Here is a 17186-nt window from a genome sequence, read left to right as displayed (position 1 = left end):
TATGATACATTCTACAAAGGAATATTGGTTTGCATTTGAACCTTATATTCACATCGCGTTAAAACAAGACGAAGCATTGCTATATAACACACTCGATCGTGAGTGTATCAGGGTGACTGACGGTGAATTGCTTGATTTACTGACGGCAATCGTTGATAAACAGAATTGCGGAGTTATCAAGATAACGAAGGAGGATTTGGAGCGTCCGGTTACATTCAATTTTCTTAAAACAGTGAGAGATAAATTTTTCGGTGACCTTTATGATTGCGAGTTGTCCGACAGAAAACCTATACAATTGTATCCGGTACTGAACTTGCAGGAAGAAGTGACTCGCTTGCAGCGCTTTGACTCGGGGTTCGTAGGTACGAACATGTTCACGTATTTATATCAGGTTAAGGTGGATTTTAATCATTTGGATGAACATGAATCCTGCAGGCTGGCTGATAAAGTATGGAGTGAAGTTGTGTGTAGTGAAGTAAAACGACTTCTGTTTGTGGTTCATACGACTGGACAACAGCAGGCTTTGCAAGCGTGGAGCCTTGAAAAGGAAAGGGTGCAGGATGTCATGGAGTGGATGGGTTGTTTAGGTACAGACAACTCAGCGTTATCTTTGGCAGTCGATTCAGGGTATATGACTACCATACGGGTAACTGAGTCTGAAAAATGGAAAGAAACGGTAGGGGAACTTACGAAAAGACAGGAAGGTCATGTGTATTGGATTTTCAATGTCGGTTCGGAGAAAGAGCTGGAACAGGCCAATGAAATTGTAGAAAAGTATGCTATTCAGGAATATAAGATAGAACCCGAGTATAGAGGCGATAATTTGCCTTTTTTTGAAGAGAATGTTTTCCTGTATGAAGAGGACATTCTTTCCAAGCATTTATCTATGCAGGATTTAATGAGAAACCAGATACTCAATTCTAATGATTTTGGAAAGCTGTCGGTATGCTCGAATGGAGATATGTATACAAATGAACTCTCACCTACAGTGGGGAATATCTGGACGAATGATGTTCGGAAACTGATATATAAAGAGATGACCGAAGGTCATTCCTGGCTTCGCATCCGCGATCAAAAACCTTGCTGTGACTGCATTTACCAATGGCTGTGTCCTTCGCCCTCTAATTATGAATTGGCTATTGGAAAACCGAACCTCTGTCATGTGAAACCATAAATGATAATAGCTTATGAATCGTACTTTCTGTTTTGTTCCGGTTCGCAAAGGGAGTAGAGGTATTCCCGGTAAGAACCTGCGTCTGCTGGGGGATAAACCTCTGGTATGTTGGATTATCGATACTGTCCTTGCTTCCGGCATAGCGGACGAGGTATGCGTAGCGACCAATTGTGATGAAATGGAAAGTCTGATACGAGGCCGTTACGAAGAAGTTGTACAGATATTCAGGCGCAGTGAGTGGAGTGCAAGGGATGAGGCTCCCAGTCTGGAAGTTGTACAGGAATATCTTAATTATCGTAAGCCGGCCCGGAATGATGATTTTATTTTGTTACAGGCTACTTCTCCTTTTACGACTGCACAAGAACTAAGGGGGCTTGCAGAAGAGATGAAAAGGGGGGAAGCGGATTCCTATGTTGCCTGTTGCCGTTTGAAGAAGTTTCGTTGGAGTGATGAGGGGAGACCTTTGGACTATTCATTCGAAACCAAACCTCGCCGGCAGGAGTACAAAGGTTTTCTGATAGAGTCGGGAGCTTTCTATGCTTCTACGGTGGGGAGAATACTGGACTCCGGGCAGCTTCTTTCGGGAGTTGTGAAGGTGGTGGAGGTCGGTCCTGCAGGGATGATAGATATCGATGAAGAAGCGGATTGGGGGCTGGCTGAACATTATATTGAAACCGGGCTTTAATAAAAAAGATATGGATAGACGGGACTATTACGTGGAGTATTATGAGGTGCTGGATAGGGTGCTGTCTGACTACGTGAATCAGTTGCGGGAAAAGAGGGAACATTGGCTGAAAATGGGGAGGCATGATGTGGGCGTGCCTTTGATCAATTTACTATTCTGGCAGTTCACATGGCATAGAGAGGAGTACGACCGGTTACGTAAAGAAGGAAAGAGCTGTGGGGAAGCATTGGGTAGCGTAAAGGAGATACTGGCCGATAAGCAGGTGGAAGAATGGGAGCGACAGGAAGAGGAATACAAAATCTACGACCATGAATGGTATGAGGCACTGGCACCTTATGGCGGGCAGTTGGTGATCTATATTTATAATGCCCGTCAATTGGCTTATCTGACTCCGTTGATTGAACGTCTGGAAGAACCGGTGTTGCTCTTGTCGGAATATGAGATTCCGGATGAAACGGAGTTGCCGGACTTTGTAACGGCCATTACTCTTGAATTTACCAAAACAGCTCCATTGGTTAATCCATTCCTGAAAGAGTGGTTTCCCTTGATTTTTCAATATGCGAATACATTTGATATATTGATGAGGATCTTGCAACCTAAAGGATTGATTTTTCTGGAAGGCTGCCATTACCAGCAGTTATTGCTTGCCACCATAGGGCGTGATTATGGAATACCGGCCTTGTGTATCCAGCAGGGATGGCCGTCATTGATGCACACTGCTTTCAGGAGGATGCCTTACCGGTACTATCTGATGTGGGGGGAAGGTTTCCGGACTTTGTGGGAGAAGCATAATCCGTTGCCGGACTTTGTCCCGACGGGTTATATGTATCAGGTGGAACCACGTAATGAGACGAAAAAGGAGTGTGTTACTTTTTTCTTGCAGGGACCTTTTTTTCTGAGTGACAAAAGGTATCTTCAAGAGATGATTCACCTGATAGGGACGGTTGCCGCGGAATTTCCCGCCCGGCGGTTTCTGGTGCGTGAACATCCCGAGTTCAAGATAGGTGAGGAGGTACGCATGGAATGGGAGCAGATTCCCAATATAGAAATGGTAACGGATGGAAAGCTGGCAGAGGTATTTGCCCGCACACGGGTAGGGGTGGCACACTATTCTTCTTCTTTGATGGAGGGAGTGGCACACGGTGCTGTCCCGTTGGTGTACGATCCGACCGAGGGATCGCGGTATTCTCCGGAGGTGGAAGCCGAGGGGCTGGGGATGATAGCGAAAACGAAAGAGGAGTTGACCGGCGGTTTGTCCCGGATTTTGGGGAATTATGAAGATTTTAAACAGAGGATAGAGAAGGAACAACCTCTGTGGTTTCAGGTAACAGGAGAAGAAACTCTCCGGAATATGGTAGGGTTTATTAAAGAAAAAATGCCTCCTGTTACGTTGAAGGAGATTTATGTGGTTGATGCGGATACGTTGACACGCGAACGGCCCGTCGGGGTGTCGGGGGTATTGCGCTGTAAGAATTGTGAGGATTTTTTGGAGATGTGCATTGATTCGTGTATCGATGGATTGGATGAGTTGATAGCTGTCTATCATGATTGTACGGATCGTACGCCGGAGATTCTCAGGCAGAAGGCAGCACAATATCCGGATAAAATCAGGGTCTTTGAGTATCGGCCGTCTGTATATCCGATCGATCTGGATGAGGAGGAGTTGGAGAAGGCAAAGCTGTTGCCGCCCGACTCTATCCATACGTTGGCAGGCTATTGCAACTATGCATTGTCGAAAGCAAGCTATCGGTACGCAGTGAAGATCGATGCCGATCAGGTTTATTTTACGGATCGGCTGAAACATATCTGTGATGCTTACCGTTCTGATAAAAAAGTGCGGTTCAACGTGGCGGAATGTATCTCTTACAACCTGTATCGGGCTTATGTGGACTCTTTCAACCGTATAGAGATGCGACCGTTCAGGTGGCTGGAACGAATTGCGTTGTGGACACATGCGTCGTATGCTTCTTATCTGGAGAAGATGATCATCCGGTATAAAGTGCCTGTCTCGATGTCGGGCATTAACTTGTTCCGGAAAGACCGGGAGTGGATGGTAGGGTTGGGGCAGGAACATCCGGAGCCTGATAGCAAAGAGATACTCCCTCCGTTTAATGGCGTGCGTGATACTTTCTTTTTTGAGGTGTCTGCGGACCGGATATTCAGGTATATGACGGAAACGAAGCCGGATGGCCGTCATCGGGGACTGGAAGTGATGCGCTGTCCGAATGAAATATTGGATGCCGGCTTTTGTTGGTTTCATTTGCGTGCCCTGATGAAGGAGCATGAAGAGGGCTATCGGCAGTCTTACCGGAAACATCCGGAGCGGTTTATACCTTTGGGGACCTTTGTGAAGCTGTCGTACAGGAGTTTACAACAGAGATATAAACCTTTTGTTGCCGTACGTTGGGCGGAACCGGTATTCGCTTATTTCTTTATGGCGGGTAAAGGAAGGATTCCGTGGAGGATGTTGAAAGGGGGAGGACGAGTAGTGGCAGATAAATGTGTTTCGCAGCTTGATAAAAGATAGATGGTGGATGGATATATTGATTCCCCAAAAATACACGAACTAAAATTGAGAGGGATATGAAGGAGGTAAAAAGACCGGTGGTTTCGGTGGTGGTTCCGGTCTATAATACGGAACTTTTTCTGGAGGAATGTCTGCACTCTTTGGAGAAGCAGACTTTGACAGATATTGAGATCATTCTGGTGAACGACGGATCGACGGATAATTCCGGAGAGTTGCTGCGGGAGTATGCGGGTAAGGATGCTCGTTGCGTTTATGTGGAACAGGCGAATCAAGGACTTTCTGCTGCACGGAATACCGGAATAGAACATGCATCCGGGCATTATCTGGCATTTCTGGACAGTGACGACTGGCTGGCGGAAGATGCTTTGCAGGTGCTTTGTGCTATAGCGATGAAGACCCGGACGGACATTGTTTCAGGAAATACATTGGCGGTACATCCGGATGGGCAGGTGCGAAGTTGGGAAAGGAGGAGCAGGGAGTTATTTGCAGCAGGAACCGTGGTGTCCGGAAGTACGTATTTCTCAAGAGTGATGGATTGCAGATGTTATGTCCCTATGGTGTACAACTATTTATATCGGAGAGATTTTATTGAGCAAAACGGTTTTCGCTTTGAGCCGGGGCTGATTCATGAGGATGAATTATGGACTCCGCAGGTGCTGACAACCGCTCAGAAAATGACGGTTGCCGATATTGATTTTTATTATTACCGGCAACGGGAAGGATCGATTATGACAGCGACAGCAGCGGGTAGGCGGATTGCTTCCATTCAATTGATTATTGAAAAATTACTGGAGTATAGCCGTAAACATTTGTTTGAGAAAAAACATAGAGAGGCAAAAGAAGCGCTCTATGTAAGGTTGCTGCAAATATATTCTACCGCCTGTACATTACATCCGGACGGAACTTATACTACTTTGTATGATAGGGCGGGAGAGATGCTGCGTGTTTGTGAGGAACTCAGTCGGCAAGAGTCTCTTGGAAGATGGTATAGTGAGGAGATACTGAACAGGATGAAACTGTACTATGACCGGCTCCAGACGATGGAAGGATAAGGGGCTATAGCAGGGAACTGAATCACTTTATTGTATGTATGTTGGACATCGAAAATCGTAGTATATCATGAAAGATATTGCAATGCTAAACAAAGCACCATTAGACTTCTTCGGATGTAATTTTTGTCTTGTAGAGAAGCATCGTATGGCTTTTGTCCTTATCTCGAAATGTGGACTCACTTTTTTGGAGAATATAGCTATCTATGCGTCTATAGGTATGATTCCTGATACGGAAGATCAGACTCATTTTTATATCGCCCGGGTAAAACCCGAACGTTTTTTGGTACCGGTTTCTGAGATGTCCGGTTATGAAAGGGAGCATAAATCGTATTTGAAGGTAGCGGTTTGGAGGGATCCGGTGGAAAGACTGATTTCTGCTTATAAATATTTTATACTTGAACGTACTTTTAACCGTTATATGTATATGTGTAATCTTTATCAGGATCATTCTTTTGAACGCTTTCTTTCGTTCGTCGAGTTTGAATTGGGGAAGACAAATCCGTTGTGGCAGGATGAACATATACGCAGGCAATCTGATTTTTATACTTCTGCAGAGGTGGATTGTATTGTACCACTCAGTAAATTAAACTGTTTCTTAGAAGAGAAAGGAGTTGATATACCTGAGGAGAGGTCGAATGCGACATCCGTTCAGTTTGAACTGAGAGATGAGAAACAGATAGCACGGATAAAAGAACTTTATCGCCTCGACTATGAAATACCTGTCAGTTATTAAAAAAGAAATGTTATGGATGCACAGATAGAAAAGATAGCAAAATCACTTTATTTCTCCTACAGACAAACTGACATAGGGCTGTTTTATGGAAAGATGGGATATTGTCTTTTCTTTTTTCATTATTCTCATGTTGCCGAATCGCGAATTTTTGGAGAATTTGCCGAAGAGTTGCTGGATGAAGTGATGGAGTATGTTCGCTTGGGTATGCCGGTCGGTCTGTCTTTCGGATGGGCTGGCATAGGTTGGGGGGTAGAATATCTTGTCCGGTACGGATTTGTGGAAGATGCCGGCAATGAAGAACGGAATAAGATTGATAAGAAAGTGATGGAATATGATGTCAGGCGTTTGGATGACTACTCTTTAGCTACGGGACTGGAGGGCATTGCGTGGTATGTCCTGCTTCGATTGTCTTCGGGGGATAAATGTGTACGGATCAGAGAAGAAACCTATTTGTTTGATTTGAGCAATGCTTGCGAAAGAGTTTTAAAGAAAAGGCAGTATAAGGGCATGCTTTTGCTGCTGAATTTTCTGAACGGGAAACAGATAAATTATCCTTTCAGGGAATTTTTTTCACAAATTCCGGGAGAAGCGCATTATATTCCGGATATGTGATGTATTTTTGCTACGTAGACTAATATTATGAATAAATGAAGCTAAGTTCTTTTCCTCATTACCTCCAGTTGGACGCTATGGATTGCGGCCCTTCCTGCCTTCGCATGATTGCGAAGTACTATGGTAAGAGCTATTCCCTGCAGACCCTCCGTGCACGTTCTTTTATTACCCGTGAAGGAGTTTCCATGTTGGGCATCAGTGATGCGGCGGAATCCATCGGTTTCCGTACTTCGGGGGTCCGTATCTCTTTGGAGCAATTGAAAGAGGACGTACCGTTGCCTTGCATCCTGCATTGGAACCAGAACCACTTTGTGGTCTGTTATGATATAAAGAAGAAGCGCAGTGGCTACCGTTTCTATATCGCTGATCCGGCACGTCAGTTGATTTCGTACAGTGAGGAAGAATTTAAAAAGTGTTGGTTGTCTACCAAGGTGAATGGAGAAGAGAAAGGAGCTGCACTTGCGCTTGAACCGGGCCCGGAATTCCAAGGGCAGGGGGACGAGGAAGAGTCCGGCAGTCGCAGTCTTCGTTTTTTTCTTAAGTATTTGTCTCCTTACCGTAAACAGTTGATACAGCTCGTTCTGGGAATGCTGACAGCGAGCTTGCTGCAACTTATCTTCCCATTTCTGACACAGTCGTTGGTGGATGTGGGTATCCGTGACGGTAACCTGAACTTTATCACTCTGATCCTGATTGCACAGCTGGTGATCTCCGTTTCGCAACTTTCGGTCGAGTTTATCCGTAGCTGGATCATGCTTCACATGAACACACGTATCAACATCTCGCTGATCTCTGACTTCCTGGCAAAGTTGATGAAACTACCGCTCCATTATTTCGATACGAAGATGATCGGTGACATTATGCAGCGTATCGGTGACCACGGACGTATCGAGAGCTTTCTGACAGGCTCGTCCATCAGTACGCTTTTCTCTTTCGTAAACTTCTTTATTTTTGCTTTTGTGCTGGCTTATTATAATCTGGGTATTCTTGCCATCTTTCTGGTAGGCAATTCACTCTATATCTGCTGGATTCTTGTGTTCATGAAGTACCGGCGCGAACTGGATATCCGGCGTTTTGCCCAGGCGGCGGGCGAACAGAGCAGTTTGATTCAGCTGGTGACTGCCATGCAGGAAATCAAGCTGAACAACTGCGAGAAGCAAAAGCGCTGGCAGTGGGAACGCATTCAAGTGAAGCTTTTCAAGATCAGCGTGAAGGGACTGGCATTGGGGCAGGTTCAGCAAGTGGGTTCTGTGTTTTTTAATCAGACAACGAATATCGTAATTTCATTTATTGCTGCCAAATCGGTTGTGGAAGGGGATATGACTCTGGGTATGATGATGTCTTTGACGTATATCATCGGTCAGCTGAGTGGCCCCATCGGCTCTTTTATCGGCTTTGCCCAACAACTTCAGGATGCAAAGATCAGTCTGGAACGCTTGAACGAGATTCACGGTCAGAAAGATGAAGAACAGGATATCACTTCAAAACTGACGGTTCTTCCGGATCGGCGTGATATTCGTATTGAAAATCTGTCGTTTAGCTATGACGGGGCGGACCGTGACTATGTGCTGAAGGATGTGAATCTGGATATACCCGAACATAAAGTGACAGCGATCGTGGGGGCGAGTGGTAGTGGTAAGACTACACTGATTAAGTTGATGCTCGGTTTTTATACTCCGAATAAGGGGGATATCAAAATAGGTGAGACTCCTCTGGATGTGGTGAATCCGCATCTCTGGCGTGCGAAGAGTGGTTCGGTGATGCAGGATGGCTTTATTTTCTCTGATACGATTGCGAACAACATTGCTGTTGGTGAGGAGCAGGTGGATGTGGAACGTTTGCGCCATGCTGTGACGGTTGCCAATATCCGTGATTTTATCGATTCTCTTCCTTTGGGCTATAATACGAAGATCGGAATGGAGGGGAACGGCATCAGTCAGGGACAGCGACAGCGCCTGCTGATAGCCCGTGCGGTTTATAAGAATCCGGAGTTCCTGTTTTTCGATGAGGCGACGAATGCACTGGATGCCAATAACGAGCGTGAGATTATGGAACACCTCCATACATTCTATCGGGGTAAGACGGTTGTAGTGGTAGCACATCGTTTGAGTACGGTTCGTGATGCGGATAAGATCGTGGTGCTGGATAAAGGTGCTGTGGCTGAAGAGGGCACTCACCGGGAACTGACGGAGAAGAAAGGATTGTATTATCAGTTGGTAAAGAATCAGCTGGAGTTAGGAAGTTAGGTATGGAAAAGGAGCACACACATAAAGAAATCGAGCTTCGCAGTGAAGAGGTACAGGAGGTGATGAACCGTGTTCCGGCGTGGATTCTGCGTAGTGGCATTACGGTATTGTTTATCATCGTAGTGGTGTTGGTGGCAGGCAGCTATTGGTTTAAATATCCGGATGTGATAACTGCAGAGGTGACGGTGAGTACACAGGAGCCTCCATCTTATGTAATGGCACGTTCGGCCGGTAGATTGGCGGACCTGTATGTACAGAACGGCCAGGAGGTGAAGCCGGATATGAATTTGGGTGTAATAGAGAATACGGCTCGTGCGGTGGATGTGTTTTCTTTGAAGGGGAAGATGCAGAAGTGGAAGCAGGAAGGATATACACCGGAATCGGGGAAAAGCCTTTTTCTGCTTTCGGAGACCGACCGCTGGCGGCTGGGTGAGATACAGTCGGCTTATGCAGGATTTGTGAGTACCCTCTCCGAGGTGGTTCGTATGAAAGAGTTAGGATATTATGCAAAGAAGTTGCAGTCACAGAAAGAATTGCTGGCTACACAGAAGAAATATTATGATCAGGTTCGGAGGCAATATTTTCTGATAGAGAAAGAATATGCTTTAGCTCATGCCTCATATGCAAGAGATTCGATTCTTTATCATCGTAAGGCGATGATTATTACGGAGTTTGAACAGTCCGGCAGTCGCTACTTGCAAAGCCTTCAGTCAAAGGAATCGGCCCGTATGCAGTTAACTCAGGTAGATATGCAGATAGAGCAATCGGAAGAGGCATTGCTTGATCTGGAAAAACAGGCGTTTGAAGAGCAGCAGACGCAGGAGGTGAATCTGAGAAATGCTACGGATCAGTTGTTGGGTCAGCTTGCGGCATGGGAACAACATTACCTGCTTCGAAGTCCGGTCGGAGGAAAAGTTACTTTTCTGAATGTGTGGAGCGTGAATCAGTATGTGGAGTCGGGGGCTACCGTTTTTGTGGTTGCCCCGAAAGAGGAATCCTTACCTGTAGGGACGGCATTGCTGCCTTTACAGGGATCGGGTAAAGTAAAGGCCGGACAGCGTGTGAATTTGCGTCTGAATAATTATCCGGACCAGGAGTTTGGTTATGTAAGGGGGGAGGTGAGAAGTGTTTCGCCTCTGCCGACGGCGGAAGGCATGTATGTGGTCGATATTGCTTTGCCGGATGGGTTGACAACCAACTATGGAAAGATGCTGCCGTTGACTCGTGAGATGAAGGGAAGTGCGGAAATCATCACGGACGATCTTCGCCTGCTGGAAAGATTGATTATGCCGCTACGAAAAATTTTCATGGAACAAAAATAGGTCAAAGTAGCTTTGGAGCTATATATAATAAGGTGTATCTCCGGATCTTTGTAGAAAATGCTTCGGAAATTTTCATTTATCCAAAACCTTTTAGTTTCGTTGGTGTTATTTAAATAGTTTCAATAATAAATAGGAAGATTTGTAATAACCACTTTAACTATTAAGGTATATGAAAAAGATTCTAATGCTGCTGGCTTTAGCCGGCGTTACATCTGTTGCTTCAGCGCAACAAACTACGATTACGGGATACGAAGTTATCCAGGTACAAGACAAATATCAAGTGATCACTAACTCCTTCTGGGATAACTGGTTCTTTTCTATCGGTGGCGGTGCCGAAGCCATGTTTGGTGACAACGACCATGCCGGAAAGTTCAGAGACCGTATCAGTCCGACATTGAATGTGGCTGTCGGTAAATGGTTTACTCCCGGGTTGGGATTGCGATTGCAGTACAGTGGCTTGCAGGGGCGCGGCTTTGCCCATTCGGAAACAGCCGATTTTGTGAAGAGTGGTAAACTGGCCAATGGGTATTATAAACAGAAATTCAACTATATGAATCTTCACGGTGACGTGATGTTCAATTTGAATGCTCTGTTTGGCGGATACAACTCTCACCGTGTATATGAAATTATCCCTTATTTGGGAGCCGGTTTTACTCATTCATACTCTAAACCTCATCGTGAGGCATTTGCTATGAACGCAGGTATTATCAACCGTTTCCGCGTATCGAGTGCGGTAGATATCAATATCGAAATCGGTGGTATGCTGGCTGAAGATAAGTTTGACGGAGAAATTGGTGGAAAACATGGGTATGATGGCGTTGCCAGCCTGACTGCAGGTCTGACTTACCGCTTCCCGGCCCGTGGATTTGCCCGTCCGATGCCACAGATTATCTCTGAAATAGAATTGGCCAATATGCGTCGCCAGATGAATGAAATGGCTGCTGCCAACCAGTCACTGCAACAGCAGTTGGTTGATGCACAGAACCAGCCGGTGGCAGAAGTTGCCGAACAAGTAGTTGTAACGGATGCTAATATTGCTCCGCGTACTGTATTCTTCACAATCGGTTCTTCTGAACTGTCTCCGCGTGAAGAGATGAACTTGTCTTATCTGGCTGCTAAGATGAAAGAATTCCCGGATACACAATATACCGTATACGGATATGCTGACTCGGCAACCGGTACTCCTGCATTCAATAAGGAGTTGAGCCAGAAACGTGCTCAGGCTGTTGTCAATGCATTGGTTAAGAAATACGGAGTAGATTCCAGCCGCTTGAAAGTTGATGCCGGAGGTGGTGTGGATAAATTCGGTAAACCTATTTACCTAAACCGCGTTGTATTAGTAGAGTCTGCTAAATAAATTCAGACTCAACCTTCTTTAAAAGAAAGCGCCCTGTTGCCGGACTGGTAACAGGGCGTTTCTTTTTTTATTTATTGAATCGCTTTACTTGTTCGTTAATCAGTTCGGCATCATCGAAATAGTTTATCTTCATGGCCTTACGAACATCGGATAACGTATCAGCAGCGGCAGCTCTTGCCACTTCACAGCCTTTTCTCAACATTTCGTAGATGGCAGGAATGTCTTTCTCAAATTCTTTCCGGCGATTACGGATAGGTTCCAGTTCTTCTTGCATAATAGCGTTGAGGAAGCGTTTCACCTTTACATCTCCCAGGCCGCCGCGTTGATAATGAGCTTTCAGTTCATCGAGGCTCGGATAGTCGGGCAGATAACGTTCGAAATGTTCGGGACGGCAGAAGGCATCCAAATATGTAAATACGGTATTACCTTCGATTTTGCCTGGGTCTTGCACCCGTAAGTGATCGGGGTCGGTGAACATGCTCATTACTTTCTTCTGTACCTCGTCCGCTTCTTCGGAAAGGTAAATGCAGTTGCCTAACGATTTACTCATTTTGGCTTTTCCATCGGTACCCGGCAGGCGCAGGCAGGCTGCGTTGTCCGGTAGAAGGATTTCCGGCTCGACTAATGTTTCTCCGTAGATATAATTGAAACGGCGGACAATTTCTCTGGCCTGCTCGATCATGGGCTCCTGATCTTCACCTACCGGTACTGTAGTGGCACGGAAGGCAGTGATATCGGCAGCTTGGCTGATGGGATAAGTGAAGAAACCTACAGGAATGCTGGTTTCGAAGTTGCGCATCTGTATTTCCGTCTTCACGGTAGGGTTACGTTGCAGGCGTGATACGGTGACGAGATCCATATAATAGAATGTCAATTCGCACAGTTCCGGAATCTGGGACTGGATGAAGATTGTCGACTTTTCCGGATCGAGTCCGCAAGCCAGATAATCGAGGGCTACTTCAATTACGTTTTGGCGTACTTTTTCGGGGTTATCGATGTTATCGGTCAATGCCTGCGCATCGGCGATGAAGATGAAAGTTTTGTCAAACAAGCCGGAATTCTGTAGTTCGACTCTTCGTTTCAGTGAACCTACGTAGTGTCCGATATGGAGTTTTCCGGTAGGACGGTCACCTGTCAATATGATTTTTTCTTTTCCCATTATTTTTATTTTTAATCGAAGGACAAAGATAGTCAGAATCAGCTGAAGTAACAAATAAAACGAATATTCTTACCAGATTCCTTTGTAATTATAGAAATAAGTCGTTACTTTGCACAAACTTTGAAATAGCAATGAATCAACAGGAAATCAGAAGTAAGTATTATCTCCGTTCGAGTGTATTTCACCCGGAATCAGCCTACTTCTTCTCTTTTCTCCAAAAACGATATTTAGTTCTTTGGTAATGCGTTAGTCCTTTATTGAGGGTAACGCATTTTTTTTGTGCGGATACGTAGAAATAACAACTTATAATGACAATAAAAGAAATGGAAAAGGAAATGAAAAAAGTCCTTGTTTTGGGTTCAGGCGCACTCAAAATCGGACAAGCCGGAGAGTTTGATTATTCCGGTTCACAGGCACTGAAGGCCTTGAAAGAAGAAGGCATCAATTCGGTATTGGTCAATCCGAACATCGCAACCATTCAGACTTCCGAGGGAATTGCTGATAAGGTGTATTTCCTTCCCGTGACTACTTATTTTGTAGAGGAGATTATTAAGAAAGAACGTCCCGACGGCATTCTTCTCGCATTCGGCGGACAGACTGCCTTGAACTGCGGTGCAGAGCTTTATACACAAGGTATTCTGGATAAATATGGTGTGAAAGTATTGGGTACTTCGGTTGAGGCTATCATGTATACGGAAGACCGTGACCTGTTTGTGAAGAAGCTCAACGAGATTGATATGAAAACTCCGGTCAGCCAGGCTGTAGAAAGCATGGAAGATGCTATTGCTGCTGCACGTCGCATTGGTTATCCGGTGATGGTTCGTTCGGCTTACGCGCTGGGAGGACTCGGAAGTGGTATTTGTGCCAATGAAGAGGAATTCCTCAAATTGGCTGAGAGCTCATTTGCTTTCTCTAAACAGATTCTGGTGGAAGAGTCGTTGAAAGGATGGAAAGAAATTGAGTTTGAGGTGATCCGTGATGCGAATGACCACTGTTTTACGGTAGCAAGCATGGAAAACTTTGACCCGCTGGGTATTCATACCGGCGAATCGATCGTGGTAGCTCCGACTTGCTCATTGGATGACAAGGAACTGAAAATGTTGCAGGAACTTTCAACTAAATGTATCCGCCATCTGGGTATTGTAGGTGAATGTAACATTCAGTATGCATTCAATTCGGATACGGATGATTATCGTGTGATTGAGGTGAATGCACGTTTGAGCCGTTCTTCGGCTTTGGCCTCGAAGGCAACCGGCTATCCGCTGGCATTTGTGGCCGCTAAGGTGGCATTAGGCTACACACTCGATCAGATAGGTGAGATGGGCACTCCCAACTCGGCATATGTGGCTCCGCAACTTGATTACTATATTTGTAAAATTCCTCGTTGGGACTTGACTAAATTTGCCGGTGTATCTCGTGAGATCGGTTCAAGCATGAAATCGGTTGGTGAAATCATGTCGATAGGCCGTTCGTTTGAAGAGATTATCCAGAAAGGTCTTCGCATGATCGGTCAAGGTATGCATGGGTTTGTCGGTAACGACGATGTGCATTTTGAGGATCTGGATAAGGAGCTTTCTCACCCGACGGATTTACGTGTTTTCGCTCTGGCTCAGGCCATGGAAGATGGCTATACGATAGAGCGTATCCATGAACTGACAAAGATTGACCCGTGGTTCTTGGGCAAACTGAAAAATATCGTTGACTATAAAGCGAAGTTGTCTGCTTATGATAAGGTAGAGGATATTCCTGCAGACGTATTGAGGGAGGCCAAAGTGCTGGGCTTTTCTGACTTCCAGATTGCGCGCTTTGTGTTGAATCCGGCAGGAAATATGGAGAAAGAGAACCTGATGGTACGTGCCCGTCGTAAAGAACTGGGTATCCTTCCGGCCGTGAAACGCATCAATACCATTGCTTCCGAACATCCGGAACTGACAAACTACCTTTATATGACTTATGCGGTTCAGGGTTATGATGTGAACTATTATAAAAATGAAAAGTCAGTAGTTGTGTTAGGATCGGGTGCTTATCGCATTGGTAGCTCGGTTGAGTTCGACTGGTGTTCGGTAAATGCTGTGCAGACTGCCCGCAAACTGGGATATAAATCGATTATGATCAATTATAATCCTGAAACGGTGTCTACTGATTATGATATGTGTGATCGTCTGTACTTCGACGAACTTTCGTTCGAACGTGTGCTCGACGTGATCGATCTGGAACAACCTCGCGGTGTGATTGTATCCGTAGGTGGACAGATTCCGAATAACCTTGCCATGAAACTGTATCGTCAGTCTGTTCCGGTATTGGGTACTTCTCCTGTTTCTATCGACCGGGCAGAAAACCGTAATAAGTTCTCTGCAATGCTTGATCAGTTGGGTATCGACCAGCCGGCATGGCAGGAGCTGACCAGTCTGGAAGATGTGAAAGGGTTTGTGGAGAAAGTAGGTTATCCGGTACTGGTTCGTCCGTCTTATGTACTTTCGGGAGCTGCGATGAATGTTTGCTATGATGACGAGGAGTTGGAGAACTTCCTGAAGATGGCTGCTGAGGTATCGAAAGAGTATCCGGTAGTTGTTTCTCAGTTCCTTGAAAATACCAAGGAAATTGAATTCGACGCAGTGGCACAGAATGGAGAAGTGGTAGAATATGCTATCTCAGAACATATCGAGTTTGCCGGAGTGCACTCGGGTGATGCTACGCTGGTATTCCCGGCACAGAAAATCTATTTTGCAACAGCGCGCCGCATTAAGAAAATCAGCCGCCAGATTGCGAAAGAGCTTAATATTTCGGGACCGTTCAATATTCAATTCCTGGCTCGCAACAACGAAGTTAAAGTTATCGAATGTAACTTACGTGCTTCACGTAGTTTCCCGTTCGTTTCTAAGGTGTTGAAACGTAACTTTATTGAGACTGCTACCCGCATTATGCTCGACGCTCCATACAGCCGTCCCGATAAGTCGGCATTTGATATCGACTGGATTGGAGTGAAAGCTTCTCAATTCTCTTTCTCACGTTTGCACAAAGCCGATCCGGTTTTAGGTGTAGATATGTCGTCTACCGGTGAGGTGGGCTGCATTGGTGACGACTTTTCTGAAGCACTGCTGAATGCAATGATTGCTACCGGCTTTAAAATTCCTGAAAAGGGAGTGATGTTCTCTTCAGGTGCAATGAAGTCGAAAGTCGATTTGCTGGAAGCAAGCCGCATGTTGTTCAACCAGGGATATAAGATTTATGCAACAGCCGGAACTGCTGCTTTTCTGAATGCACATGGTGTAGATACTACTCCGGTTTACTGGCCGGATGAAAAACCGGGGGCCGAGAACAATGTGATGAAGATGATTGCTGACCATAAGTTCGACTTGATTGTGAATATTCCCAAGAATCATTCGAAACGTGAGCTGACAAATGGTTATCGTATCCGTCGTGGCGCGATCGATCATAATATTCCATTGATAACCAACGCGCGTCTGGCGAGTGCATTTATCGAAGCATTCTGTGATTTGAAGCTTGAAGATATTCAGATAAAGAGCTGGCAGGAATATAAATAGTACTGTCCGTAGCGATAAATAATAAGGGAGAGGGGGGAAACTTGGAAACAGTTTCTCCCCTTTTTATAGTGACCTGTTGTCTTTTTCTCGTCTTTTTCTTCTGCCTGTCTTATAATTAACTTATATTTGTAATCTACTTAATATTTGGTATCAGAAGAATGTTCGTCCTTTTTTAATTTACATAATTCAGATTTTAATATGTTTGGAAAGAAAAAGAATGAAGATTATTCTGTAAAGACTGTGAAAGTCGGTATTGATAAACTGACTACAATAGCATTGGGAACAATGGTGAAAGGAGCAATCACGGTAGAAGGGGATTTGCGTTTAGATGGAATAATAGAAGGAAATGTTTCCTGTAAAGGGAAAGTAGTGATTGGTCCTCAGGGAAGAATCAAAGGAAATGTGACGTGTACCGGTGCTGTGTTACACGGGATGTTACAGGGAGATATTCAGGTGGCAGAAGATTTGGTTATGAAATCGGGATGTACAATGAATGGCGATGTTTATACATGTAAACTTGAAATAGAATCGAAAGCCAGATTTAACGGTACTTGTAATACTACTGAGAAAAATACACTTGTGACAAGTCAGGTTGCGAAGCCTGAGACTGTGAATACTGAGAAATGATTGAAACGGCTTCTTGAGAAGAACCGGTTTTGTCTATTCCAATTGTGGTTAAAAGTTTTTCGAAGGCTGCAAAGTTATCTAAAAAAAAGAGATAATTATGCAGTTGGTTTGTTATGGCACTACGCTTTTTGCAATTTGTTGAAATAT

At 45.0% G+C, this 17186-nt stretch carries 12 protein-coding genes; 11 read left to right on the top strand and 1 reads right to left on the bottom strand.

From position 1 onward, the window contains the following. Position 1: 1 nt before the first annotated feature. From DBK98_RS01605 to DBK98_RS01565, 9 genes are all read left to right on the top strand, one after another. Positions 2–1174 carry a hypothetical protein gene (locus DBK98_RS01605; protein WP_032536219.1) on the top strand — a complete coding sequence of 391 codons (1173 nt, stop codon included), beginning with the start codon at positions 2–4 and terminating at the stop codon, positions 1172–1174. Positions 1175–1187: 13 nt separating this feature from the next. Next, positions 1188–1859, top strand: coding sequence for an acylneuraminate cytidylyltransferase family protein (locus DBK98_RS01600; protein WP_032536218.1), 672 nt, complete (start codon positions 1188–1190; stop codon positions 1857–1859). Positions 1860–1869: 10 nt separating this feature from the next. After that, positions 1870–4386 carry a hypothetical protein gene (locus tag DBK98_RS01595; protein ID WP_032536235.1) on the top strand — a complete coding sequence of 839 codons (2517 nt, stop codon included), beginning with the start codon at positions 1870–1872 and terminating at the stop codon, positions 4384–4386. Between the two features lie 56 nt (positions 4387–4442). Beyond that, complete coding sequence (locus tag DBK98_RS01590; RefSeq protein ID WP_032536217.1) at positions 4443–5438, top strand: glycosyltransferase; 996 nt, start codon at positions 4443–4445, stop codon at positions 5436–5438. 67 nt (positions 5439–5505) lie between these two features. Further along, positions 5506–6171, top strand: a complete 666-nt coding sequence (locus DBK98_RS01585; RefSeq protein ID WP_032536216.1) for a sulfotransferase family 2 domain-containing protein — start codon at positions 5506–5508, stop codon at positions 6169–6171. Between the two features lie 12 nt (positions 6172–6183). Beyond that, a complete protein-coding gene (locus DBK98_RS01580; RefSeq protein ID WP_032536215.1) occupies positions 6184–6783 on the top strand; it encodes a hypothetical protein in 600 nt (199 codons plus the stop codon). A 35-nt stretch (positions 6784–6818) separates the two neighbouring features. Further along, positions 6819–9029, top strand: a complete 2211-nt coding sequence (locus DBK98_RS01575; RefSeq protein WP_022011532.1) for a peptidase domain-containing ABC transporter — start codon at positions 6819–6821, stop codon at positions 9027–9029. A 2-nt stretch (positions 9030–9031) separates the two neighbouring features. After that, positions 9032–10351, top strand: a complete 1320-nt coding sequence (locus DBK98_RS01570; protein WP_032536214.1) for an HlyD family secretion protein — start codon at positions 9032–9034, stop codon at positions 10349–10351. 169 nt (positions 10352–10520) lie between these two features. Then, complete coding sequence (locus tag DBK98_RS01565; protein ID WP_005811214.1) at positions 10521–11708, top strand: OmpA family protein; 1188 nt, start codon at positions 10521–10523, stop codon at positions 11706–11708. 67 nt (positions 11709–11775) lie between these two features. On the opposite strand, the gene trpS is transcribed toward DBK98_RS01565, so the two are convergent. Then, complete coding sequence (trpS, locus tag DBK98_RS01560) at positions 11776–12867, bottom strand: tryptophan--tRNA ligase (RefSeq protein WP_005782386.1); 1092 nt, start codon at positions 12865–12867, stop codon at positions 11776–11778. A 323-nt stretch (positions 12868–13190) separates the two neighbouring features. Here trpS and carB point away from each other — a divergent pair, with 323 nt between their 5' ends. Both carB and DBK98_RS01550 read left to right on the top strand, forming a co-directional pair. Next, complete coding sequence (gene carB, locus DBK98_RS01555) at positions 13191–16412, top strand: carbamoyl-phosphate synthase (glutamine-hydrolyzing) large subunit (RefSeq protein WP_005811211.1); 3222 nt, start codon at positions 13191–13193, stop codon at positions 16410–16412. Between the two features lie 198 nt (positions 16413–16610). Beyond that, entirely contained in the window at positions 16611–17039 is a 429-nt protein-coding gene (locus DBK98_RS01550; RefSeq protein ID WP_005811209.1) for a polymer-forming cytoskeletal protein, read from the top strand. Positions 17040–17186 lie beyond the last annotated feature (147 nt).

This window comes from Bacteroides sp. PHL 2737 (genome assembly GCF_004115325.2).
Lineage (GTDB): Bacteria > Bacteroidota > Bacteroidia > Bacteroidales > Bacteroidaceae > Bacteroides > Bacteroides hominis.
This window is presented reverse-complemented; position numbering and strand designations above follow the sequence as displayed.